The 24,473-nt window shown below is 37.3% G+C and carries 19 protein-coding genes and 1 pseudogene; 10 read left to right on the top strand and 10 right to left on the bottom strand.

All coding sequences use genetic code 11. The features are described 5' to 3' along the window. The first annotated feature begins 554 nt into the window (after positions 1-554). Positions 555-1,172: a class I SAM-dependent methyltransferase gene (locus GA0116959_RS02855; RefSeq protein WP_092718216.1), complete on the top strand. Its 618-nt coding sequence runs from the start codon at positions 555-557 to the stop codon at positions 1,170-1,172. 157 nt (positions 1,173-1,329) lie between these two features. Here the strand turns inward: GA0116959_RS02855 and pta are convergent, their stop codons facing one another. The 4 genes from pta to GA0116959_RS02835 form a co-directional block, all read right to left on the bottom strand. Next, entirely contained in the window at positions 1,330-3,471 is a 2,142-nt protein-coding gene (pta, locus tag GA0116959_RS02850; RefSeq protein WP_092718214.1) for a phosphate acetyltransferase, read from the bottom strand. A 59-nt stretch (positions 3,472-3,530) separates the two neighbouring features. Further along, positions 3,531-4,751 carry an acetate/propionate family kinase gene (locus tag GA0116959_RS02845; RefSeq protein ID WP_092718211.1) on the bottom strand — a complete coding sequence of 407 codons (1,221 nt, stop codon included), beginning with the start codon at positions 4,749-4,751 and terminating at the stop codon, positions 3,531-3,533. A gap of 303 nt (positions 4,752-5,054) precedes the next feature. Further along, positions 5,055-5,459 (bottom strand): hypothetical protein, encoded by a 405-nt coding sequence (locus tag GA0116959_RS02840; protein WP_053578732.1) that lies wholly within the window; start codon positions 5,457-5,459, stop codon positions 5,055-5,057. A gap of 119 nt (positions 5,460-5,578) precedes the next feature. Then, positions 5,579-6,844: a glutamate-5-semialdehyde dehydrogenase gene (locus tag GA0116959_RS02835; protein ID WP_092718208.1), complete on the bottom strand. Its 1,266-nt coding sequence runs from the start codon at positions 6,842-6,844 to the stop codon at positions 5,579-5,581. A 304-nt stretch (positions 6,845-7,148) separates the two neighbouring features. On the opposite strand from GA0116959_RS02835, the gene GA0116959_RS02830 reads away from it, so the two are divergent. After that, complete coding sequence (locus GA0116959_RS02830) at positions 7,149-8,483, top strand: alpha/beta fold hydrolase (RefSeq protein ID WP_092718205.1); 1,335 nt, start codon at positions 7,149-7,151, stop codon at positions 8,481-8,483. 31 nt (positions 8,484-8,514) lie between these two features. Here the strand turns inward: GA0116959_RS02830 and GA0116959_RS02825 are convergent, their stop codons facing one another. Together GA0116959_RS02825 and nagZ are read right to left on the bottom strand one after the other, a co-directional pair. After that, the gene (locus tag GA0116959_RS02825; protein WP_092718202.1) at positions 8,515-9,369 is read right to left on the bottom strand and encodes a class I SAM-dependent methyltransferase; all 855 of its coding nucleotides are present in this window, start codon (positions 9,367-9,369) and stop codon (positions 8,515-8,517) included. Positions 9,370-9,549: 180 nt separating this feature from the next. Beyond that, positions 9,550-10,572, bottom strand: a complete 1,023-nt coding sequence (gene nagZ, locus GA0116959_RS02820) for a beta-N-acetylhexosaminidase (protein WP_092718199.1) — start codon at positions 10,570-10,572, stop codon at positions 9,550-9,552. 201 nt (positions 10,573-10,773) lie between these two features. On the opposite strand from nagZ, the gene GA0116959_RS02815 reads away from it, so the two are divergent. The 4 genes and pseudogenes from GA0116959_RS02815 (at position 10,774) to GA0116959_RS02805 (ending at position 17,108) form a co-directional block, all read left to right on the top strand. Beyond that, the gene (locus GA0116959_RS02815; protein ID WP_092718196.1) at positions 10,774-12,975 is read left to right on the top strand and encodes a carboxy terminal-processing peptidase; all 2,202 of its coding nucleotides are present in this window, start codon (positions 10,774-10,776) and stop codon (positions 12,973-12,975) included. 451 nt (positions 12,976-13,426) lie between these two features. Beyond that, a complete protein-coding gene (locus GA0116959_RS02810; RefSeq protein WP_092718192.1) occupies positions 13,427-15,493 on the top strand; it encodes a putative bifunctional diguanylate cyclase/phosphodiesterase in 2,067 nt (688 codons plus the stop codon). 124 nt (positions 15,494-15,617) lie between these two features. Beyond that, positions 15,618-15,689, top strand: a pseudogene (locus GA0116959_RS14490) (hypothetical protein); the annotation flags it as partial. Between the two features lie 219 nt (positions 15,690-15,908). Then, positions 15,909-17,108: a tyrosine-type recombinase/integrase gene (locus GA0116959_RS02805; RefSeq protein ID WP_092718189.1), complete on the top strand. Its 1,200-nt coding sequence runs from the start codon at positions 15,909-15,911 to the stop codon at positions 17,106-17,108. Here the strand turns inward: GA0116959_RS02805 and GA0116959_RS02800 are convergent. Continuing rightward, positions 17,101-17,322 carry a hypothetical protein gene (locus tag GA0116959_RS02800; RefSeq protein WP_005232189.1) on the bottom strand — a complete coding sequence of 74 codons (222 nt, stop codon included), beginning with the start codon at positions 17,320-17,322 and terminating at the stop codon, positions 17,101-17,103. The two genes, GA0116959_RS02805 and GA0116959_RS02800, sit on opposite strands and share 8 nt — an antisense overlap. A 214-nt stretch (positions 17,323-17,536) precedes the next feature. Between GA0116959_RS02800 and GA0116959_RS02795 the strand changes: the two genes are divergently transcribed. Then, entirely contained in the window at positions 17,537-18,427 is an 891-nt protein-coding gene (locus GA0116959_RS02795) for a hypothetical protein (protein WP_092718186.1), read from the top strand. A 141-nt stretch (positions 18,428-18,568) separates the two neighbouring features. Here GA0116959_RS02795 and GA0116959_RS02790 read toward each other — a convergent pair whose 3' ends face one another. From GA0116959_RS02790 to GA0116959_RS02780, 3 genes are all read right to left on the bottom strand, one after another. Next, positions 18,569-19,561: a hypothetical protein gene (locus GA0116959_RS02790; protein WP_092718510.1), complete on the bottom strand. Its 993-nt coding sequence runs from the start codon at positions 19,559-19,561 to the stop codon at positions 18,569-18,571. Between the two features lie 85 nt (positions 19,562-19,646). Continuing rightward, entirely contained in the window at positions 19,647-20,735 is a 1,089-nt protein-coding gene (locus GA0116959_RS02785) for a YagK/YfjJ domain-containing protein (protein ID WP_092718183.1), read from the bottom strand. 285 nt (positions 20,736-21,020) lie between these two features. After that, positions 21,021-21,248: a helix-turn-helix transcriptional regulator gene (locus GA0116959_RS02780; protein ID WP_005129700.1), complete on the bottom strand. Its 228-nt coding sequence runs from the start codon at positions 21,246-21,248 to the stop codon at positions 21,021-21,023. A gap of 86 nt (positions 21,249-21,334) precedes the next feature. Here GA0116959_RS02780 and GA0116959_RS02775 point away from each other — a divergent pair, with 86 nt between their 5' ends. From GA0116959_RS02775 to GA0116959_RS02765, 3 genes are all read left to right on the top strand, one after another. Continuing rightward, positions 21,335-22,666 carry a hypothetical protein gene (locus GA0116959_RS02775; RefSeq protein WP_092718179.1) on the top strand — a complete coding sequence of 444 codons (1,332 nt, stop codon included), beginning with the start codon at positions 21,335-21,337 and terminating at the stop codon, positions 22,664-22,666. A 405-nt stretch (positions 22,667-23,071) separates the two neighbouring features. After that, positions 23,072-23,362, top strand: a complete 291-nt coding sequence (locus GA0116959_RS02770) for a hypothetical protein (protein WP_092718177.1) — start codon at positions 23,072-23,074, stop codon at positions 23,360-23,362. Between the two features lie 32 nt (positions 23,363-23,394). Then, positions 23,395-24,438: a DUF932 domain-containing protein gene (locus GA0116959_RS02765; RefSeq protein WP_092718174.1), complete on the top strand. Its 1,044-nt coding sequence runs from the start codon at positions 23,395-23,397 to the stop codon at positions 24,436-24,438. The last annotated feature ends 35 nt before the right edge of the window (positions 24,439-24,473 follow it).

Raw genomic sequence — 24,473 nt, 5'->3', positions numbered from 1 at the left:
AAGTTTCAATTTATTGTTTATCAATGATTGATTTTAAAAAAGTTTGGAAAATGTCATATTTCAATAAAAACAGAATGAATTAGTCAAAATTTAAAGATTAAAAATTTATTTTTTATTTTTTAAGTTGTTGAAAATTAAAATATTAATTTGGATGGCTTAAATTGTATTAAATATGACAATTTTGTCATAAATATGTCATAAAACTTTTACATAATACCCCCATCAAATCTTAAGAGTATTCAGTCTATGATTACTGCGACAGCTTCAATTATTGGTTTCTCTTTATATATTGCAGCAACATGGTTTTATGGCCAAAAAGAAGATCAGGCTTAAGCTTTATCTTCTTTTTTTGTTTAAAATCATTCAAATATATTGGACTCTTTATCTTCAAATCTTCAAATCTTCAAATCTTCAAATCTTCAAATCTTCAAATCTTCAAATCTTCAAATCTTCAAATCTTCAAATCTTCAAATCTTCAAATCTTCAAATCTTCAAATCTTCAAATCTTCAAATTAATCGGTTTATACTATTTGAAAAATAGATTGAAAGGCATCATGACTGAACAAAATAAATTTGCTCAAAATATTATTGAAATTTATAAAAAACATGGTCGTGCATGGACGGAATTGCGTGGAAGTTTTTTGTATGAAAAATTATGGCTAGATCACTTTCTTTCGTTGATTCCTAAAAACGCTAAGATATTAGATTTGGGCTGTGGATCTGCTCGACCAATTGCAGCCTATTTTATCGAGCATAATCATACCGTCACGGGCGTAGACAGTTCAGATGTGATGATTGAAATGGCTAGGCAAAATTTTCCTGAACAATACTGGCTTCAAGCAGATATGCGAACCGTTGAGTTAGATCAAAAATTTAATGCGATTTTGGCTTGGGATAGTTTTTTTCATCTCACACCTGATGATCAGCGGCAAATGTTTACACAGTTTTCTAAGTTTGCTGAATCAGGTACAGTTTTAATGTTTAGCAGTGGGCCAAGCCATGGTGAAGCGGTAGGTGATCTGTTTGGTGATGCTTTGTATCATGCCAGTCTTGCCCCTGAAGAATATCAAGCATTATTAAAACAGTCTGGCTTTAAAGTAATAAAAATGGTCGCTGAAGATGTTGAATGTACAGGACATACGGTGTGGTTAGCGCAGAAAACTTTAATTTGATATTTTAAGAAAGATGAACTAAAAACAGAAGAAATAATTAAATGATGATTGAGAATAATAGGAATTTGGATAAAAATCCGATCCGGAAAGTTGAAGAGTAAAGCGCGAAGATAAACCACCCAACTTTTTTAATTGGATGGTTTGAAAATTCTAATACTTATTTATCCATTTGTTGTTCTGCCTGAATTGCAGTCAACGCAATGGTGAACACAATATCATCGACCAAAGCACCTCGAGACAAGTCATTCACTGGCTTATTTAAACCTTGCAACATGGGTCCTACACTCACAACATTTGCCGAACGTTGAACGGCTTTATATGTGGTGTTGCCAGTATTTAAATCTGGGAAAATAAACACATTGGCACGACCAGCAACTTGGGAGTTTGGCGCTTTTGAACGTCCAACACTTTCAACCGAAGCGGCATCGTATTGTAATGGGCCATCAATAAGTAGGTCGGGGCGACGTTGTTTGGCAATTTCAGTTGCTTTTGCGACTTTTTCGACATCTGCACCTGTACCAGATGTACCTGTTGAATATGAGATCATCGCAATACGCGGATCAATCCCGAAAGCCTTCGCGGAATCGGCAGATTGGATGGCAATTTCAGCTAATTCTTCAGCATTTGGATCAGGATTGATAGCACAGTCACCATAGACGTAAACTTCATCAGGCAGCAACATAAAAAATACTGAAGACACGAGTGAATAATCTGGCGCAGTTTTAATCAGCTGAAAAGCAGGACGAACCGTATTGGCTGTAGTATGCACTGCACCTGAAACCAAACCATCTACTTGATTTAGGGCCAGCATCATCGTACCCAATACCACAGTATCTTGTAACTGTTCACGTGCCTGAAGTTCATTGATTTTCCCTTTACGTAGCTCCACCATGCTTGCTACATAGTTTTCGCGAATCAGATCAGGATCAATGATTTCTAAATCGTGAGGTAATTCAACCCCACGTGCTTTTGCCACTTCTACAACGGCCTCAGGTTTTGCTAACAAAATACACTGTGCAATTCCACGTGATTGGCAAATCGCAGCGGCTTGAATAGTACGGGGTTCATCTCCTTCAGGCAGGACAATACGTTTTTTTGCGGCTATCGACTTTTGAACCAGTTCATGACGGAATGCCGAAGGAGATAGGCGAGGCTGATATGAACCATTTAAAAGCTGTCCGACCCAAACTTCATTGATATGACTTGATACAAAACGAGTGACTTGTTCTGCTCGCTCAGTATCGTCAATTGGAATTTCATTGCTTAAATTTGAAAGATTTTGAGCGGTCTCAAAACTGGTGAGTGAGGTGTGTAAAATGGGTAAACCATGCTTAATGGCAGATTGACAGAAGGCTAGAACAGAGGCATTTGGCTCATGATGTTCGGTCAAAACTAGACCTGCTAAAGGAATTCCATTACTGCTTGCTAAACTACTTGCCAGTAATACATCAATACGATCAGAGGCACTGATAATCAGTTCACCTGCGACAAATTTGTTTAGCTCATGTTCAATATTAGATGCAATTAGGCTGCTGTGTAATACACGGCGTTGTATGGCTTCTCCTTTATTGATCCATTCTGCTGAAATATGACTCGCCAAATCTGAAACCCGTGGCACACTTAAAATATTGCTAAATGGAACCAGACCAATGATGGGTAATGTGTCAGAACCGATATGTGGATGTGTTTTTTGAATATTGGCTGTAAAACGCTCGGTATCACCCGCTAAACGTAAATTTGGATCAAGAGTGACCGGAATTTGGGCAGAACCTTCAGGTAGGCCCTTTGTACGCATAAATAATACGCCTGCCATCCGTGTAGAGGTCGCACCACCAAAATAGCGTAATTGACGTTCAACTTTTTCAGCTGTAGTGGTCGCTTGCTGAATATCAGCATTGCTCACGACAATAACTTTGGCATCTAATGCTTGTGCGAGTGAAGCATTTAATTCTGAGGCAAAGGCATCACGACTATTTGGAACCAAACCTTCAACAATAATTAAATCATGATGTTTAGCAATTTGACGCTGTAAACGAACGGCCTCTTCAAGTAACTCATCACTTTCACCTAAGTTTAGTTGCTGAACGACTGTGGTGTAAGGAATCGGTTCTACTGTTTTACTATTCGACAAATGCCGATATAACGCTGTTGAACGATCTAAATCCTGATGCTGTTCTTGTGAAAAAGGTTTGAAAAAGCCTGCTTTTACGCCTTGGCATTCTAAAGCATACACTAAGCCTAAACATGCTGAGGTTAATCCAACCCCTTCGCCTGTAGGTACGAGTAAAATTGTTTTCATAATTTCATTCTAAAGATAAAAAGGATTCGGGTATTTGCAGCACTTATGAATGCAAGGGTTTAAACCATGGCACTTTCAAAATCAGACTTTTTTATGGCTGCTTGCTTCACCTCACTTTCTACAACACTTACCGTTTCTTTGGCGATACGACCTTCTTCATCAGTTGGAATGACCCAAATTTGTGGTCCTAGGCCTGTATCAATTCGGCCTTCTGTGCCGCGTTCAAGCTGATTGTTTTGCTCTTGGCTTAAATGAAAGCCGAAATGAGGCAGATAAGACAACGTTTTTTCGCGAATATAAGCGGAATTTTCACCAATACCACCTGTAAAGAATAAACCATCAATTCGTGGTAACCCACAGCTTAAAGCTGCAAGAGATTTCGCTAATCGATAACAGAATACTTCAATCGCAATTGCAGCATCTTCATTGCCTTGTTCAGAGGCTTCAATTAATGTGCGCATATCATTGGAGAGGTCTGATAGTCCCAATAAACCACTTTGGTTGTTCAGCATTTTGTCAATTTTATAAAGATCCCAGCCTAAATTGCTCGCTAAGAAGCTATGAATACTAGGATCGACATCTCCGCTCCGGGTTCCCATAACCACACCTTCCAATGGGGTTAAGCCCATAGATGTATCTACACTTTGTCCATTCCAGATGGCGCAAGTCGAACTACCATTGCCTAAATGGGCAGTAAGCCATCCGCCTTGTTTTAGGCTGCCTGCCAATGCTGAACCACGTTCAGATACATACGCATGACTGGTTCCATGGAAGCCGTAGCGACGTACATTGTGCTCGGTATATAAAAATTTAGGTAAGGCATAGCGATATGCATGGGCTGGCATAGTTTGATGGAAAGCCGTGTCAAAGACAGCCACTTGAGGTAATTCAGGGAATAATCGCATCGTCGCATCTATGCCCACCAAATGGGCTGGATTATGAAGTGGCGCTAATGGCGTTGCTGCACGAATACGTTCAATAATTTCAGGTGTAAGTCGTTCAGCTTTGGTGAGTGTTCCACCATGTACAACGCGATGTCCGATTGCTTGTGGGTGATGATGTGACAAACGTTCTAAGATAGTTTCTAGCGCTTTTTCATGATTGGCATCGGGGATGGAGAGTTCTAGCGCTGCACCACCTGTGGTAATGCCTTTAATACGTGCTTCAGCAGAACCTAAGTTTTCTGCTAAACCAAAAATACGATTTTCACGGTGCTCGGAAACCAATGCATATTTGATTGATGAAGATCCGCAGTTAATTACTAATACTGATGTAGACACGATTTAATACCCGAATTCTAATTGTTAAAGTAAGTCATCCGTTAGTGATCTTCATGCAATGCGATTTTAATGCAATCTGGATCTGTATAAGCGTTTTAACATGTGATTTTTTTTTGTCCAAGCTAGACTTTAGCAGATTAGACTTAAGCACTATCGACCAATAAAAAGATAATCATTAAAATTTATCTATTTATGAAGTTCATTTCTTTGTGAAATAGTCATCAATAATTAATCGATTTATAAGAGTGACTCTGCTGAATATAGATGATTTTTGCTACAGAAAGATGTGATTTTGAGCGGTGCTTAGTGTTTTTGATATTTCACTTCAGACCAACGTACAATCACATAAGCTATCAGCGATACCATAAAAAACACCAACATCATCCAAGCCAAACCTTGTAAGGTCTCAATAATGGTTCGATAAATTTCCAGTACCCATCGCTCTTGCGTCAACTCAATCACTATTTTTTTGTCATTGTCTGTATAAGTCAGTGGCGTGATATATTTTTCCATATCATAAATGCGAATGCCAGAAGAGGTACCGACAACCATACCTGCAAATTTGGTATATTTTGCCCACGCACTATGAATTGGGTCATGAATAATACGAGCCAAAATCTGATTGATCGAATTTGAAAAAATTTTCATGACTACAAATGAAACCACAAGTGCCAATAAAAAAGTGCAAATCATTAAGTAATAAAACATTCTATTTTCCCTGTTTCTTTATTTTTATTATGTTACGAAATTCAGCAAGGGGATATTGTAGTGACTGTGTTCAGCCTCCTATTGAAACTGAACACTAAAATGATGATGAGAGATCTTATTTATTGGCGAATTTGGCCATCACCGAAGACCACCCATTTTTGAGAGGTTAAACCCTCTAGACCGACTGGACCACGAGCATGAATTTTATCAGTTGAAATACCAATTTCAGCGCCTAAACCATATTCAAAACCGTCGGCAAAACGTGTCGATGCATTAATGATGACCGAACTTGAATCGACTTGTGCTAAAAATTGACGTGCAAGGCTAAAATTTTCAGTAATGATGGCATCGGTATGATGTGAACCATATTTATTAATGTGCTCAATCGCTTCATCTATCCCGCTCACTATTTTGATCGCCAAAATAGGGCCTAAATATTCGGTATACCAGTCTTCTTCATTCGCTGGGTGAACGACTGAACCGAGAAGACGCTGTGTTTCGCGGCAGCCGCGCAGTTCAACTTGTTTTTCGGCATATAATTCAGCAATGCGCGGTAGAAAATCTTCAGCGACTTTTTCATCTACCAGTAAAGTTTCCATCGCATTACAGACACCATAACGATGTGTTTTTGCATTTAAGGCAATCGGTAACGCTTTTTGTAAATCGGCTTGCGCTTCCACAAAAACATGACAGTTGCCATCTAGGTGCTTAATCACAGGAATACGCGCTTCATTGCTGATTCGTTCAATCAGACTTTTGCCACCGCGTGGAACAATCACATCCACATATTCAGACATAGTAATCAAATGGCCGACTGCAGCACGGTCGATGGTATTGATGACCTGAACAGAGTTTTCTGGCAAACCTGATGCTTTTAAGCCATGTTGAATCGCTTCGGCAATCGCAGTGTTGGATTGCAATGCTTCTGAACCGCCTCGCAGAATAATGGCATTGCCAGATTTAAGTGCAAGCGATGCAGCTTCAAGCGTTACATTCGGGCGTGATTCATAAATCATGCCGACTACACCTAAAGGTACGCGCATTTTTCCCAGTTGGATACCAGAAGGACGATAAGCTAAGTCCGTGATTTCACCAATCGGGTCTGTCAGGTTCATGACGTCTTTAAGGCCGTGTAGCATGCTTTTAAAGCGTGTGGGTGTAAGTTCTAAGCGATCGAGTAAAGCGCTGTCCAAATGATTGTTACGACCTTGAGTCATATCAATGTGGTTGGCAGCTAAAATAGCGGCTTCGCTGTGTTGTAATGCCGTATAAATGGCAGACAAAGCATTGTTTTTGCTTTGGGTAGACGCGCTTGCCAACACGCGAGAAGCTTGGCGTGCTTGTTGTCCTACCGTTTGCATATACTGTTCAATGGAATCTTGCATAGCGGTTTGATCACTTAGAAATTACATCTTTGATAGTAACAGTCTGCAACCCTACATTGAAGCATCTGAATAGAAAATTTTTTTGAAATTTTTCAAATTGTTAATATTTTGAAAAGCTTTTTGTTTGTAAATTTAGATGAGTGGTTACAGAATATGTTGCACCTGAAATCATCCTCTGTATAAAATAAAATATTAAAGACATTGATGTCTGATAATCAAAGCCAAGAAGAATTGCTATATGCTATAGAAATTCTATATTTATTTTCTTGCAGAATAAAAATAAGGCAAGAGTGGAGGAAGGGAAATGAATTCCATGATCCAAATGGACTCGGAAATACAAGACGTAAATATGAATTTTAGTTTTTTTGATCTTTATCATAGAAATAGTTTTAAACAACCTGCACGTACCACGTGGATTAAGGGTTGGAAAGTCGAATATATGGCGATTGCTCAGCCTGAAACTATGCACAAGACACCTATTTTAATTGTGGGTGGTGCATTTCAAAATTTTAATTCTTATAAATATTGTGTGGAACAGTTACTCAGTGCGGGACCTGTGATTTTAATTGACCTCCCGTCTATGGGAGCTAATCAGCAAATTACCAATCGCGATACGGATATTTCTGCTGGGACTTTAGAGTTACCTGACTTGGCACGTATGCTAGGCGAATGGCTTGATATCGAAAGTCTGGATAAAGTATCCGTTATGGGAATGTCGTTAGGTTCTGTGGTTGCTTCAAGTTTTGCAGTACAACGTCCCGATTTAGTTGAACGTATGATTTTGATGGGCGTCATGCAAAAAACGCGCAAAAGTTGGCGAATGTTACTTGAAGAGTCATTGCACTTGATGAAAGAACAACGCATGGATGAGTTTGGTCAAGCCGTTATTTTGTATTTGGTCAATCATGCTAAGTTTGATAAAACCCGTATGTCACCGACAGCGAAACGTTTGTTTTTTAAACAGATGGCCGAATTTACTGCGACTGAACAAGATCGTTATGAAATTAACTGCAATCGTTTATTACGCTTAACCAATGTGCCTATTCCGCAATGTAAAGTACTGGTCGCTTGCGGGCAATATGACAGTTTTACTTTACCACATGAAAATGCCAACTTTGCTTTGCAATGCCCCGAAATGCAATTTGCCATGATTGCGAATGCAGATCACGTGCCTCAGTTACAACGTCGTAAAGAAACCATGACTTTGTTTGCAACCTTTTTACAAGGTGAGTCGATCCAAGATGTGGAAGGAATTATTCCCATGACCCGTGCACAATTACTGACTATGGAACGCCGTGGAGAGGAAAGGATTCAGGTAAAAAATCCGCAAACGCAGTTAACCCATCGACATTCAGATTTACAAATAGCGACTCAGATTGTGGATTTAAACTTTTTCGGTGTCTTACTGAGTTTTACTGAAGGTCTAACTGCAAAAGCTGAACAATACCCACGTGACTTGGCCCTGCACTTAGAAGATGAAGAAGGTCCATTTAAAATCGAGTGTTTAATTTTTGAAGTATCGTCTACCCAAATTCGGGCCTTGTTTAAACATGGAAGTTTTGAACTTGCAGAACGTTTACTACGTTATATTCAACTCCAAAAAGAATTGAACTTAGTTCAAAATCAAACATTTATTTAAAATAAAAAATTGAGAATTAAAAACAGCGTCATTAAACGCTGTTTTTTTTATGAGCATGAATCATCCAGACCAAATCACCTAAATGTTCATCACTAGATGCAGATCTATTTTGATTGTGAAAATATTGCTCAGGTTGCGTAATGCTGACTTGCTCAAAACCGCCTTGCTGAAAAAAATCTTGAATCTGTTGAGGTTGAATAAAATGAAAACTAAATGCACTTTTAGACATCCATTTCAGTAGCTTACTACTGGCCCAAATAAAGTTAGCTAGCTTATTTTTGACGGGTTCTGGATAAATGTCGGTCAGGTAATGTAATTCTTTAAAGTTCTGACCATAACCTGTAATTGCTTGTAGCAACTGTAATAACATTTCTTTGCTAAAATAGTTAATTAAGCCTTCGCTAATCACAACCAAAGGGCGGGCAGGGTCAAATACCTGAAATACTTGTTCAAAGTCAGTGGTGAATAAGTCGACTGACAAAACTTCAGGACTATTCATGTCGATTTGCTTGAGCGCCTGAGTTTTTACTTTGGCCATGTCGGGTAAATCAAGTTCACGATAATTAATATGTGGAAATTTTTGGCGAAAATTCCAACCTCGCGGTGAAAGCCCACTGGCTATTTCTAATACTTGTAAATCTGGATATTGCTCAATAAGTCGAGTAAGTTGTTCATCAATCATGCGATGACGTTGTTTGAGTGTCGTTCGCATGCTGCCACCCACAAATTTTTCTGCCCAGCTTTCTAAAGGATGTACCAGTTTGGTCAGTATTTTTCCTTTCGAGGTGGCGAAAACTGGATGTGATATCCCCATGCTATACCAAATATAACCAGTGTAATGGGCGGTAAATGAAATATGTCGGTGTTCTGAAAGTGGTTGTGTCATGTCATCCTGACCTTGTGTTTTTTTAATTTTATCTGTAGCGATAATGGCTGAGGAAGGTGTTGCCTGTTAAGTGGTCTTTATTCAAATTTTTATAAAAAATAAAATCGACTTTGTAAGTGAGGCATCAACTTTAATCATCATAAAGAAAAAGGAACACCTTGTCGTGTTCCTTTCGTCGTATTAATGGAAGGATTGTTTAAATTCTTCAACAGTATCACGCACTTTTTTCCATTCATCCCCTAACTCAAGTATTGTGCTGTGCTGAAGCTGTGGAATTTTTCCTCGCATACGTTCTAAGCGTTCTTGATTAGGTAGCGCTAAGTCATTTATACCTTCTAAAGCTGTACATGCGGCTGAACGGTCATTACAGACTAAACCCATATCACAACCGGCTTTAAGTGCGGCTTGAATACGTGCATCTGCCCCGCCCACAACACAAGCAGCTTGCATGGTTAAGTCATCTGAGAAAAGCACACCATCAAATTTAAGCTTTTGACGCAGAATAGTTTGAATCCAGTAGGGTGAAAAGCCCGCAGGATTCGGGTCAATTTGATCATAAATGACATGTGCGGGCATTAAGGCGTCGAGTTGGGGCATGAGTTGAATAAAAGTTTGCATATCTTTAGCATAAATGTCTTCAAAGCTACGTGAGTCAACAGGGGCGGCTACATGTGAATCGGCTTTAACTGAACCATGTCCAGGAAAATGCTTTCCTGTATTGGCCATGCCGGCGCGTTTCATTCCTTGCATAAAGGCACTGGCAAGGGGAACAATATCTTGAATATTTTGAGCAAAACTGCGATCGCCAATGACATCGCTCACATCATTTAAATCCAAAACTGGTGCAAAGCTGAAATCGATACCTACTGCAAGTACTTCAATTGCCATGAGCCAACCGCATTGCTCTGCTAGGGCCACGGCTTGTTGAGGTTGCGTGTTATATAAATCACCTAAACGCCCCATAGCAGGAAGTAAGCTAAAGCCTTGTTTTAAGCGTTGTACGCGACCTCCTTCCTGATCAACGGCAATTAAAATATCAGGTCGAATACGACGCATATGATCGGTTAAGGCACGAACTTGTGGAGGGGATTCTATATTTCGAGAAAATAAAATCATGCCACCTACTTGCGGTGCTTGTAAGAGTTGAATATCTTCTTGTGTAAGTTCTGTGCCAGCGATGTCTAGCATCAATGCGCCAATCATATTGGTATCCGTATTAGAATTTTATAAAGAAAAAACAATACGCGCATTTTGCAATGATTTGCTACATTTTGACAGTATAGAATGTGATAAAACTACACCACACAAATATATTAAGTTGTTTAAGATTTTGAATATACTGCATTCATATTGAAAAAATGACATTGTAATTTTGGGATCGCACCAAGGAAAAACGAATTATTTATGAAACTTCAAACTATAGCTTGTGCAGTTGCGATTGCGACTGGAGGATTTTTCTTTTCGCATGTCATGAATGATGCAATTGCGGCAAATAATACTGTTGCAGTTTCTCAAGTGATTCAACCCACCCAAGAGCAAGCGCTTGTATCGCGTCAATTGGCGACTTTAGTTGATCGTCAACATTATTTGAATATGCGTTTAGATGCCGCGACTTCTAATCGAATTTTAGATTTCTACTTAGACAGTCTAGATGCAGACCATTCGTTGTTTTTAGCGCCTGAAGTTGAACAATATAAGAAAAAATATGGTGCAAACTTTGGTGCTGCATTAAAAGCAGGCGATTTGTCAGGGCCTTATCTGATTCATGCTCAATACCGCGAACGTTTAAAAGCATTTTATGAATACATGTTGGCTGAGCTGAAAAAGCCACAAAATCTAAAACAAGCCAATGTCTATATTGAGACTGATCGTGAAAAGGCGCCTCATTTTGCATCTGCTGAAGCACAGCGTCAGCATTGGCAAAAAATGTTGGTCTCTCAACTGATTAACTTGACCATTAGTAAAGAAGAGGAAGCAGCCAAACAAAAAGCCTTGAAAGATGATCCGACTTTGGCCAATGGGCAAGATTTAACCAGTCCTGAAGATTTGACACCAGTACAAACCTTGACCAAGCGTTATACTCGACAACTTGAGCGAATCAGCCGTGTAAAAAGTGATGATGTCTTAGACAAAACTTTGAATGCCATGATGCTGACCTATGATCCACACAGTAACTATTTCCCACCTGTCGATGCGATGGAGCTCAACCGTCAAACCACTTTACAGTTGGAAGGGATCGGCGTTTCAATTCGACCTGAACGTGGTAATGAAGACTACACCAAGGTTGAAACCATTGTTGAAGGTGGACCTGCCAGTAAATCAGGTCAAATAAAATCGGGTGATCGTATCATTGGTGTAGCCCAAGATGGCGACAAAATGGTCGACGTTGTGGGGTGGTCAAGTAGCGAAGTAGTGGGTTTGATTCGTGGTAAACGTGGTACGAAAGTCAGTTTACGTTTGCTTGGACCAGGTGCATCGATGAGTCAGGCACGTACTGTGAGCTTGGTACGTGACATTATTCAAGAAGAAGATGCTGGGGTTCGTTCACGTACAGTTGAGATTAAACGTGAGGGTAAAAATCATACCTTTGGTGTGATTGAAATCCCATCGTTCTATTTAAATTACCGCGCGCGTCGTGCAGGAACGGACTATCGTTCAGTTTCTGAAGACACCAACAATGCTTTAAAAGCTTTGGCAGCTAAAAATGTCGAAGGGATCATTATTGATTTGCGTAATAACCCAGGTGGTTCACTCGAAGAAGTCGCACGTATGTTGGGTCAAGTGATTAAGTCAGGCCCAGTGGTACAAATACGTGATGGTAATGGTAACGTTAGTGTGTTTGAAGATGAAGATGGCGGTGCCCAAACCTACGCAGGTCCACTTGCAGTGATGATTAATTTGGCTTCTGCCTCTGCCAGTGAAATTTATTCTGCGGCTATTCAGGATTATGAGCGTGGTATTGTAATTGGTAGTACGACTACGGGTAAAGGAACAGCTCAAGTTCAATTGGATACTTTGGCACATGGTCAAGCGACATTGACACAACGTAAATTCTATCGTGTGACTGGTGGAAGTACCCAAAATAAAGGTGTAGTTCCTGACATTAAATTGATTGATATTTACAACGAAGAGTTTGGTGAACGTAAAGCAAAAAATGCCTTAAAATGGGATACGATTCCAACAGCACCTTTTAAACGTGAGGGCTCGGTTCAGCCTTATGTGCAAAATCTGAGTCAAATGTCTCAGCAGCGTGTTGTGGCAGATCCACAATTTAAATACTTGGAACAACGAAAAGCAATTACCCAAAAAACTGAAGAGCAAAAACGTGTTGTTTTGGATATTGATCAACGTAAAGCTGAGTTGATGGAGCTAGAGCAGAAAACTTTACAGGCTGAGAATCAACGCCGTGCAGTCACTGGTCAAAAACCATATCCAAATTGGGAAAGTTATCAAGCTTCTATTGATGCTTTGATTGAAGCGCGTTCTAAAATGAAAGCCGCTCAACGTCCGGCACTTCCTGAAGATGAAACATTTGTCACAGAGTCTGCCAATATTTTATTGGATTATGCGACATTACAAACAGGTAATAAAGCCTCAGGAAAGTAGTTCTGAGCTAAATGTTTTAAAGTGTATTAAAAAAACCAGTCGAATTATTCGGCTGGTTTTTTATTTTTAATCTGACCCGTATGAGGGAATTTTATTTTTTTGTGAAAAGGGAGCCAAAACAACAGAAAAAAGACAGACTAAGTTTAATGGGAATCAGTCTTGGCTTAACAGGCAAATTATAATAATAAAAAAGTCGTTTAAATTTAGAAAATATGAACCATTTGGAGCTAATTGAAAAAAGTATGAACTCTATTTTACTTAACAAAATGAAGATATTATAAATAAATCTGAATAGTGTAATTTTTGCTTGACCAAAATCCAATAGTATCGGATTCTTGTTTTTAATTAATTATTTTTATACGTACTCTTTAAATATAATCGCTCAGGTTTTTAATTAAAGCCCGACGAGGAATATGAATGAAAACAAAAATGATTTGTACGGAAGTTTAAGATGTTTCATACGCATTATGATTTCGACCTAGCAATCGGATTAATCGTGGTCGTTTTTTTCATTTGCTGTTTAGCAGTATCTTTTGAACCATTAAAATTCAATAGCTTAGTCTGTAAATACAAAAAAATAAGCCTCGTGATTAATGCGCTAATATTGGCAACGGTCATTTGGTGCTTACATTTTATTGGTATGCTCAGCGAGCATTTTCGTATAGATCAATCAGTTAACAATGAATTTAAAGTTTTTTCTTACCTTATGGCATTTATGGCTTCGATACTTGCAATTGGGCTAAGCAATCGACCGAAATTAAGTATTTTCGATTTAATTCTAGGCGCTGTACTCTTAGGATGCAGTATTTTTACCATGCATTACTTTGAAATACGCAGTTTAGTGCTAGTCCCAGAGCAAATTCAAGTGAATGGATTACTAACGGTTTTCGCACTTTCAATTGCGATTATTGGTTCTGTCATCGTGCTTTGGTTGATACGTTATTCTAAAAAAATGATCAATAAGCTTTTGTACATCAGAATTTTTATCGTAATGCTGATGGTTTTGATCATCATGGGTATACATTATACAAATATGCAAGCAATCTCTTTTGATGCTGTAAATTATTCCCTCATTGCTTCTTATTCGATCGGAAATAAAACCATCTTATTCGTTGTATTTAGCATTCTAGCTTTAATATTACTGGCTGGGTTAAATCTGATGCTTTTAGAACAGCGCTTGAAGTTACGTAATAAACAGCTGTTTAAAGCACATCCTGACTTAGCAGATTTGATCCTGCAAGATCATTTGACCAAGTTACCCAATCGATTATTTTTATCGCAATATTTAGAGTATTTATTTTCTGGGCAAGTTCAGCAGCAAAGCAAAACTGCATTTTTATATATAGACTTAGATCGTTTTAAGGCAGTCAATGTAGCATTTGGACATGAGGTCGGTGATCAGTTATTGGTTCAATTTGCTTCGCGGTTAAAATCAAAACTGAACCAAAATGAACAGTTATTTCGCATTGGAAACGATGAATTTTTAATGGTTTTGGAACAATCAAAGCTTGAAAATGCGATTCAAAAAGCAGAGCAAGTTTTACAATTGGTGCAGCAAAATTTTGCAATCGCCGATAAAATAATCCATGTTTCAAGCAGTATTGGAATAGCCATATATCCCGATCATGGGAATAATTTACAAGATTTACTGAGTAATGCTGATGCCGCACTGACCATTTCCAAATCTCAGGGCAGAAATAATTACTCAGTTTTCAGCTATACGGCCGATCAGCAACACACCAAAAGCCAAATTAAACTTTTAAATGATTTATATAAAGCTGTAGAAGAACAACAATTTATTTTATTTTATCAGCCTAAATTTACAACTCAAACTCAGCAAGTGTGTGGTGTGGAAGCACTGATTCGTTGGAATCATCCACATTTGGGGCAGTTGACTCCAAGTCTATTTATCGCTGAGGCAGAGAAAACTGGATTAATTATTGAGCTGGGATATTGGGCACTTGAACAAGCATGTAAACAAATTAAAATTTGGGAACAGAGTCATCTGAATTATTTTCCCGTTGCGGTTAATTTATCAGCCATTCAATTTGAACATAAACATCTCTTTTCAATATTAGAAAATTTATTTAAAAAATATTCCATTAATCCTCATCATTTGGCGATAGAAATTACTGAATCTACTGCAATGAAAGATATTGCTGCCAGTATTCACTGTCTTGAGCAACTCCGCCAGATGGGAATTCAACTGGCGATTGATGACTTTGGTACTGGCCATTCTAGTTTCTTATATTTAAAAGATTTACCTGTCGATGAGCTTAAAATTGACCGTGCATTTATTAATAATCTTACTGTAGCTTCCAAAGATGAAATGATTTTAGAAAGTATTATTCATCTGGCGATAAAATTAGGTTTGGTCGTAACAGCAGAAGGGGTAGAGACACCTTTGCAGGCAGAAATTCTCAAGCGTTTAGGTTGCCAACAAATGCAAGGCTTTCTTTTAGGCATGCCTATGGATGCACAGCGTTTAAACGAGATGAAATATAACGGGTCGGCTTAAGATTGGTCTTTATTGATCAAGTTTAGTTCATTTCAAAAGTTTGATGATCTGCTACAATATCGCCAAATTTTTATATTGATCAGTTTTGATCTTTTACACTGCTCTTCTGCAGTAGGTATCTTTCATGAGTTTCAAAGACGAATTAGCGGCACAGGTCGCACAGCGACGGACGTTCGCCATTATTTCCCACCCAAATATTTGATACCATTTCAAGCCTATTCAACCTATTTCAATTATAATAATGAAATCGTTGTAAGTACTGTAAAAATAAAAAAATATTGTTATTCTTTATCCGATATGTCTTTCAACCCCGTTCAATAGATTTCAAGTCTAGTCAGTATGTTTGTGTACATATGTGTGTACATAATTTCTAGGATTTTCTATTTGAAAAAAATATGTACACAGGTGGAGTAAAATGCCTTTAACAGATACGTGGCTTAAGAAGAATCTAGATCGTGAACGTTCAGCAATACATACGGAGCCTGATCAAGATGGATTGAGCGTTCGTGTTTCTCAAAAAGGAAAGCTCACTTTCCAGATGCGTTTTCGATATAACGCTAAGCAAGCTCGTTTAGACTTGGGAACCTATCCAAATATGAGTCTTAAAGAAGCTCGTATTGAATTGCAGAAAATGAAAGCAATTTTAGAAAAGGGACATGACCCGCGTATTCATAAAAAAGTAGAGCTTCACAAGATCACAGAGGCTATAACTTTTGAAGCGCTATTTCGTGAGTGGCATGCGAAATATAGTATTCCTAATAAAAAGAATGCAGATCAATATTTGAGATCATTTGAACTTTATGTTTTCCCAAAGTTAGGTAGCATACCTGCTGAGCAAATCACATTACATATGTGGTTAGATTTACTAGAAGAGCAATTTAAACAGTCGCCATCGATAACTGATCGCATTCTTACGAATACAAAGCAGTGTTTGGATTGGGGGATTAATCGAAAATTAATTGAGCAAAATCCCATAAGACATATCACTGGAAAGCGTGACTTAAATATTAAGAAAAATAAAACTGTTCGAGTATTACAAGATGATGAGTTGTCTTTAATTTTTAAAATTTGTGATGAGTCTAGAACATCATTAAGGAATGTTTTATTTCTCAAGTTATGTTTGTTTTATGGTAATCGATATAGTGAGTTGAGGCTTGCACGGAAATCAGATTTTGATTTTAGTAAAAATACATGGACAGTACCGTATGAAAATCATAAGACAGGAGAAAGTAAAGGGGACATTGTTCGACCTATTATTGATGAGATCAAACCGTGGCTTCAGTCTGCAATGGATTTGAATAATTCTGAATACATTTTCCCACATGAAAATGGCAAAGAGCCAATGGGGCGTAGTGGGCCAACAGATACCCCTTATAACTTCATGCAATTTGCAAGGAAGAATTATAAAATTGAAATGGATCATTGGTCTATGCATGATTTACGGCGTACAGCAAGGACAAATTTCAGTGCGTTTACAAGTAGGGATGTTGCGGAACTGATGGTTGGTCATGTGATGCCTGGGGAACAGGGGACATATGACTATTATGATTATCAAAAAGAGATGTCGAAGGCTTATAAAAAATGGTGGAAAAAATTAAGTAATCTGTCTAGATAGACAGATTACTCATTTGGTTGTTATTGAAATATTTGATTAGCCATTCGTTAAACGTTTCTTCATCCCAAAGGCTAGTAGAGCCAGCGCATTTCTTAATAGGTTGAGGCATTGGTTGCTCGAACATTTTTTGATTAGGTTGTTGGTAACGCCATAAAGTCGATGCAGAGCAATTTTTGAGTTTGTGGCGAATTTCTTTAGATGTTAAGTAGCCCATATCTTTGATCCTTTTGTGATTATCGCAATTAGATAAAAGAACTAATTTTTTAACCTTAAATATTGGCTGGAGATCAACCTATAATGTTAAAAATATTAGATCAGTTCATTGATGGGGTAACTATAAAATTTAAAAAATTGTAAAAGTAGATTGGTACTAGCTTTTAAAAATATAGTAGTATTATGCTATGTAATTATCTGTATTTTAATGAATTATGATTGATAAAAAATTATCAAGGTTAGAGCAGCTTGAGCAGGATATATGGTTAAACTTTTGTTACTACTATCAGTGTGAATTGAATAATGAATTAATAGAAACGGAGAATCAATCATATATTGATCAAAAAGAAAAAATCATAAAAAGAATGCAGCAGAATGATTTTCCATTGAGTGAGCAGTCAGCTTTTCATTTAGAAATGATGGGGGATGTGGTTTCAATCCCTTTCAAGCCATTCCAGATTGCACAGCTTTTAATGCAGATAAATACATTAAGACCTGAGGTGAATAACTTGCCTGCCAAAATTTTCCAAAGGCAATATTCAGATATTTTAATTGCTTATGTGCAAATGCTTGGTGGGGTGGAGTTTATTCAGAACCGTACACTTGCCAAAAGTGCAAAGGCAATCATTGCAGTCAAAGCTCGTTACGACAAGCATTTATATCCAAGACGGGAAATTTTATATCGCACTTTAAGAGAGCAGATGGTGCGTCGTGGCAAATGGGATAATTTGAATCAAGCAGTTAATTTTGTGCTTGATGATCTAGTCAAAGCTTTTGAGGTTTACGATATTGAATGGCTTCAGTCTGAACTTGTGCTTAAGCAAAAAATGCTCAGTGAATTAGAGCAGGAGAGTAAGCGGTTGTACGCTAAAGCTCAGTCTGATGGCCTGCGAAGAAAGCCAGCATCAATTGCGAAAAAAATAGAAAAATTACAGCTGCAACTTAACAATCTTAAACAGATATTGAAGGCAAAATATCCCTCTAAAGAGATGGAGAAGTTTGGGTATAAGATGCCTTACAGTGGTGGATACATTGCTGAAACAATCATCCATGAGTTAAGAAATCAGCCTGAAATATTAAAGGAAATTTTATTTAATAAAGATTAGACCTCTTGCGAAAGTATCGTTTACCTAATTTTTGAACTGGCTAAAACCTTATAAAATGTAGCTTTAGGCTGTTTAAATTTTGACTAACGCAAGAAGTCTAATATGCAGATTCAAATAATGGTCAATTAAGCTTTATATAATTCAGTGGTTGGAGTCACATTTTCTGTAAATAAATTTGGGTGATACGTATTCAGTTTCGTAATAAAAATAGTTGTATTTAAAAAGTATTTCTCCGAAGATTGCTTTCCATGTCTTTTCATTTATGCCGTCTGCGCCTTGAAGATCCATTGGGTAGTTGAATTCCTCAGTACTTAACGAAATATTGGAAGTTGGTGCAACAATCATATAATTGCCATTTCGTAATTGAATGCAATCTTTCATAGAAAGCTTTTCATATTCAAGATCTGTCGCACAATATACGTTTAAAACATAATTGTTTGATAAATTACGTTGTACGCAAAAAAATAAAGCTAAAATTTCAGATTGATGATTTTCATGAAATTGTTCAATCATATTTGAAATTTGTTTTGCAAGTTCTCGTTCCAAAAATGCTTTATCATGCAACTCACATTTCTCCATATTAAATGTATAGATAAAGTGATTAAGATTAAATCGTTGCTGAGTTTTAAACAGCTTTTTCATTACAGGTACATTGGCTGTACGTATTTCTTTGATTAATGCAATACGATTATCACGATCAGCGATTGCACTTTTACTGGTTGAATGATTTTTCAATTCATATACGAATGCATCTACAACTGATTTTATCTGCTCAACATAATGTTCATTGTGTAATAGCATTGGATTAATAGGTCCATCTGAAACGTAACCCAAGTTTGTATATGCCTGATTTATAGCCTTGACACTCTGACTGATGTTGAAAGCAGTATGTTGTAATAACGGAGTACTGATGGGGTGAATAGATTGCAAATAATAAAAAGCATGATCCGTATGTGGGCTATTACTAACATAGTATTGGATAACGGTTTGAGCATTTTTTTTGGTCTTTCTTTTGAAAGGCTGGTAGTTGGGATTGGTTATGATTTCTGAAACTTTTTGCATGATGGATAGGTTCAACTCACCCATACAAAAATAAGGTAGATTGGTGCTTTCTGTAGTATTCGTAGGTTGCATTAGCATGTTCATAGTGGTTTCGCATTTTTTTAAATAAGGGTGTTGATGCTCTCTGCCTTAGAGAGCAGGATTTGAAAATTTTGAATTAGACTGATATTGATCCTGCGTTGATATTACGAGGCCTTCCAGCTTTGCTTTTTTCAAGCTTGCGAGTGCTATAGCCAAAAGTACGATGGTTCTTAAGCGTTTTCTCAATGATGAATTGGTCAACTTTGGTTATGTAATCCACGACCATATACAGTGCGTTGATTTTTTCTTGGTCATCATGAATAAGTGTGCCAATTGCGAGTTTTCTGTAAGAACTCTTGTTGTGGTTACAACTATGGTAAGTACCCTTATTTAGAGTAATGTCATTCCATAATTTAGCGAGTTGATCTATAAAAAAAGTCTCTTTTTTATGGATATTGCCATCCATGAAAAAGATAAAATGATAGTGATAGCCTTTTTTTATTCCGTATTCTAATTTCCAAATATAGCCGACAATGGCAGGTACATTGTCATTTAGTGTATGGAGTTTTTTTAAGAAAATGCTCATGTAGGTTTTCATTAGTTCAAGTGTGATGTTAAATTTTCGATCAATTGAAAAATCAATCCTGAGTACTAGTAATTTACTGAATTTACTAATTAATTTATTGATAAGCCGTTTGGCTTTCTTGTTCTGATTTAGGCTTTTTTCTTTGCGTAGTTGCACTGCTTTTTTATAGTCTGCATCAGTCGATAATGCCTCAAAGAGATGTTGGTAGAACTCGTTTAAAATTTGAGCTTTGAGCTTGTAATGAGCTGTACTGATCGCTATTGGTTCGTTGTGAGCAAGTTGCCAAAAGTTTGTAGAAGTATCATTTACAATATGTGAAGGCAGGTATTCCACGCAGATCTTACGAAATAGATCTGTCTCAGCACTTGTGTACGTGACATCATATATAAATCTTGGGTCAATTCTTTTAAACGTATTATGTATTGCCGAATGATCTATTAGATAAGATTGTTTTCTTTTTGGATGAGATCTATATACATCGTTATTTCCATACGTTGACATCTTTTTAATGAGTTGAATGACAGTATTTTTGTGTATTGCTTCATCATCATCAATAATTACAATATTCTCTTCATCTATTTCACATATAGAATATTTTTCATAATAATCATCATGATAGTCATTTAGATCTGTGTTCATATAATTCTCTTTTAGGTAAATTTTAAGTAAGTGAATCCCTACCAAGGCATTGGTAGCCTTGGTATGAGTCGTGATAAGTTTGATATAGGTTTTAGAAGAGTTGTACGATGAACAATGAATCTAATTAATGTAATATTTATCAATAGGATATATTGATTATTAGTACTTATTAATTAAATATAAAATCCTAAATTATTGAAAAAAATAGAAACCATGATTCCAATAATCCATTCCATCTACTCTTCAGTAATATCGACTTTTGACTGCGAAAGTCGATTTGGAAAGTTAGCAGGTAAAACGCTGCTCAGATTTAAGTTCAAGCCACTGAATAAGTTCATGCTCAAACCATCCCACAGCATTGGAACTGAGCTTGATGGGTTTGGGAAAACACGGATCGTAACTTTTCGATTTCTCATTTAATTTTTCATATATGACTGAACGACTTACACCCGTAAAGCCAATTACTTCTTTGAGCCGAAGGATAGTTGGTCTAGGATATATATTTGATTGCATGGTGTTTGACTCCGTGATTGAATAAGCCAAAATTAACAGCGTGTTTTTGGAAAAAAAACAGCGAATGTAATTCCAAACGGGGAAATATGAAAAAACATTCAATAGAATTTTTTCAAACAGCCTGTTTAATCCGAACCAAACAATTTATCGATCAGGAATTTGAGCGTTATGTATTTATGCATCGTTATCAAAAACGATTAAAAGATATGAATAAGCTGAATCAAGTGATCTTAAAAAAATTTTCAGAAGTGTTCAGGTCAGATAGTGCAATTTTGGATCACCATCCTGAATTAAAGTTTGCTGCAAACTTTATGAAACTCAAATCTGAGAAGTTTTTTGAATTTGAATTATTGGCTGGTTTTTGGGGAGTTACCCAATATGGATCTGATTTTAAAACTCCAATCTTTAATTTTTTTCAAATTGTTTTAACTCAGGAATTTAAATACAAAGCGTTTCAAACATTGAGTTTTGTTAGAAAGCATCGAAAATATAAGAAATTGTTTAAAAGAGTGTACCCACTTAGAAATATTTATGACTTAGCTGCTTTAAACTTTAGAATGCAGTTTGATCCGCTCAAATTTTTAGTGCCACTGTGCTTGGAGTTTCATACAGCTTTTTTTCGCTCACCTTTACAGCAAAAATCTTTAATTGATTATCATGCATTAATTAACTTTTTAACGCCTTTAGATACATTGAGAAGAGATCCAAATACTGTATGGGCGATACCTAAAAACTCACTGTCACAACGAGTTCTGAAGGGTGAGACTATTGATGGTACTCTCATTGGTATTCCAGAGATGAAATTAAATTTTCAGGTTGTTTTGGATAAAGAACTTTCTTTTTATGATGCAATGTATTTCTCTTTACTTGACGTACAAAGTATCTTGGGACGCCAACTAAGTCATGATGATTTGGAAGATATTCCGATTCAATTAGAACAACTTAGTGAAACGATCAAATTTTTATCAAAAAAAATTGCTGATGTAAAAACACGACATCCAAAAGAAAAATCATTAACGGTCAGTTTTCAAAGTTTGATTCTTCATTACTTTAAAACATTTAAAGAAGCCGAATTTCGTACTAATAGATCAACTACATTACCTAAAGGCTTTCATCAATTTTTATATGATTTACTTGATGTGAAAGTGCAAAAAAATTGCTATGAATATAAATTGAGTCTGTATAAAGAGAATGATGTTATAAAAGTGATAGATGTTATAAAAGTGATAGATGTTATATATGTTGCTGATATCAATAAATTATCTTTTTCATATGATGCCATTAAGAATAATTTAAAGAACAGAAAAATCAATGTGGATCTTCCCCTAACTCTCGTAGAACCGAATTGTGAAAATAAGCCAGTTGTATTAGCTGACATTCCGAAAAATGTGGGAAATTTTGACTTTGTTGAACGTTAGCAATAATTGAAAGAACAGAGGATTTATAGTTCTACAAAGTTGTCTTGATGTTATTGATTAATGTTGAAACGACAGATTCAGATTCCCTAGATCGGTAATTAATTTTGCTTCAAGGAGTTGGTTTTCACTGCATTTCAGTAATCAATTTAACAGCTTCATCTTTGAATTTAAGGGTATACGTTATCCACTCATAATTTTCTCTCTTATGCAAAAAGAATAGACGATATTTATCTGGGAGAGTGGTGGCTATTCAGTTCCTGAATAATAATTGATACGTAATGATTCCAAAAAAAATCAGATATATAACATCCTAATGAGAATCATGAAGCTCTTTTTGGAGCGCATGGAAATAAAGGTCTGCCATTGAGCAGACCTTTTTTATGCACTGAATTTAGGAGTCGAGCTATGAGCTTGAATTGTCCCTTTTGCCGTTCCAATCAAATCATCATTGTTGAATCTAATATCCAGCATGCTAACGGTAATGCGTTATTAAATGTTGCATCACCGACTGCTTTGGCGGTCTTGGGAACGACGGTCGCAAAGTCTTTCAATCTACCTCCGATTGTAGGTGGTATTGCCGGAACAGTCTTGAGAGGATTATTTAGTGCTGTCACTGAGCAATCCACTCCATCACTACAGACACTCTGTTTTTGTCAGGCTTGCTATCAAAAGTTTCCTATTCAATACCTGCATTAAATTCGAAATGTAACAATTAAAAGGAATAAAACATGGCACATCAACTTGAACAAATGGCTTATGTCGGTGAAACCCCTTGGCATGGACTAGGGAATCAACTAAGTCAAAACCAACCGATTGAAATCTGGGCACAGCAGGCAGGCATGGACTGGCGTATCGAGTCATCCAATGTCAGTTATATGGCACAGAATGAACGTGGGCAAAGCATCATCATGCCGTATGAAGAACAGCGTGTACTGTACCGTTCTGATACCCATGCACCTTTGTCAGTGGTCAGTCAACGTTTTCAGGAAGTCCAACCTCGTGAGATCTTAGAGTTCTATCGTGATCTAACTGAACAATCAGGCTTTGAATTGGAAACCGCAGGCGTGCTTAACGGTGGCAAGAAATTCTGGGCGCTGGCACGGACAGGACAAAGTTCAGCACTAAAAGGAAAGGATGTCAGTAATGGCTATATTCTTCTTGCAACTGCATGTGATGGAACACTGGCGACAACAGCACAATTTACTTCCATCCGTGTCGTCTGCAACAACACTTTGGCGATTGCTTTACGTGGTCAGAACAGTAGTGCAGGTGTAGTGAAGGTTCCGCATAGCACCAAGTTTGATGCAGATAAGGTCAAACAGCAATTGGGCATTTCAGTACGTGCATGGGATGAACACATGTACGAAATGAAGCAACTCAGTCAGCGTAGAGTCACCCAAGGAGAAGCAGCAGCTTTCTTTGATGCAGTGTTCAACAACACCAGCATGAGTGTGGCAAATCAGGAGGACAATATTATTCAGTTCTACCGTGATGTTGCGACTCAGGCAGCGCAGGTAAATGCCAAGGAAAAAGCTGAGCCAAATGCCAAGGCGATGACTAAAGCAATGGATATGTTTAATGGTCAGGGACGTGGTGCTGAGTTGAGTTCTGCTAAAGGAACAGCCTATGGATTACTGTGTTCAATTACAGAATTTATTGATCATGAACGACGTGCCATGAGTACAGATCATCGACTCGATTCAGCTTGGTTTGGTGCAGGAGCAGCGATCAAGCAACGTGGACTAGAACAGGCTTTACGCATGGTGTCATAGCGTAGAAGGTTAAGTTTTTGCAATGGAAAGTTAGA

It is taken from the genome of Acinetobacter albensis (genome assembly GCF_900095025.1).
GTDB classification, from domain to species: Bacteria; Pseudomonadota; Gammaproteobacteria; order Pseudomonadales; family Moraxellaceae; genus Acinetobacter; species Acinetobacter albensis.
Note: the sequence above shows the minus strand (reverse complement) of the source record. Positions and strands in the feature narration are given on the sequence as shown.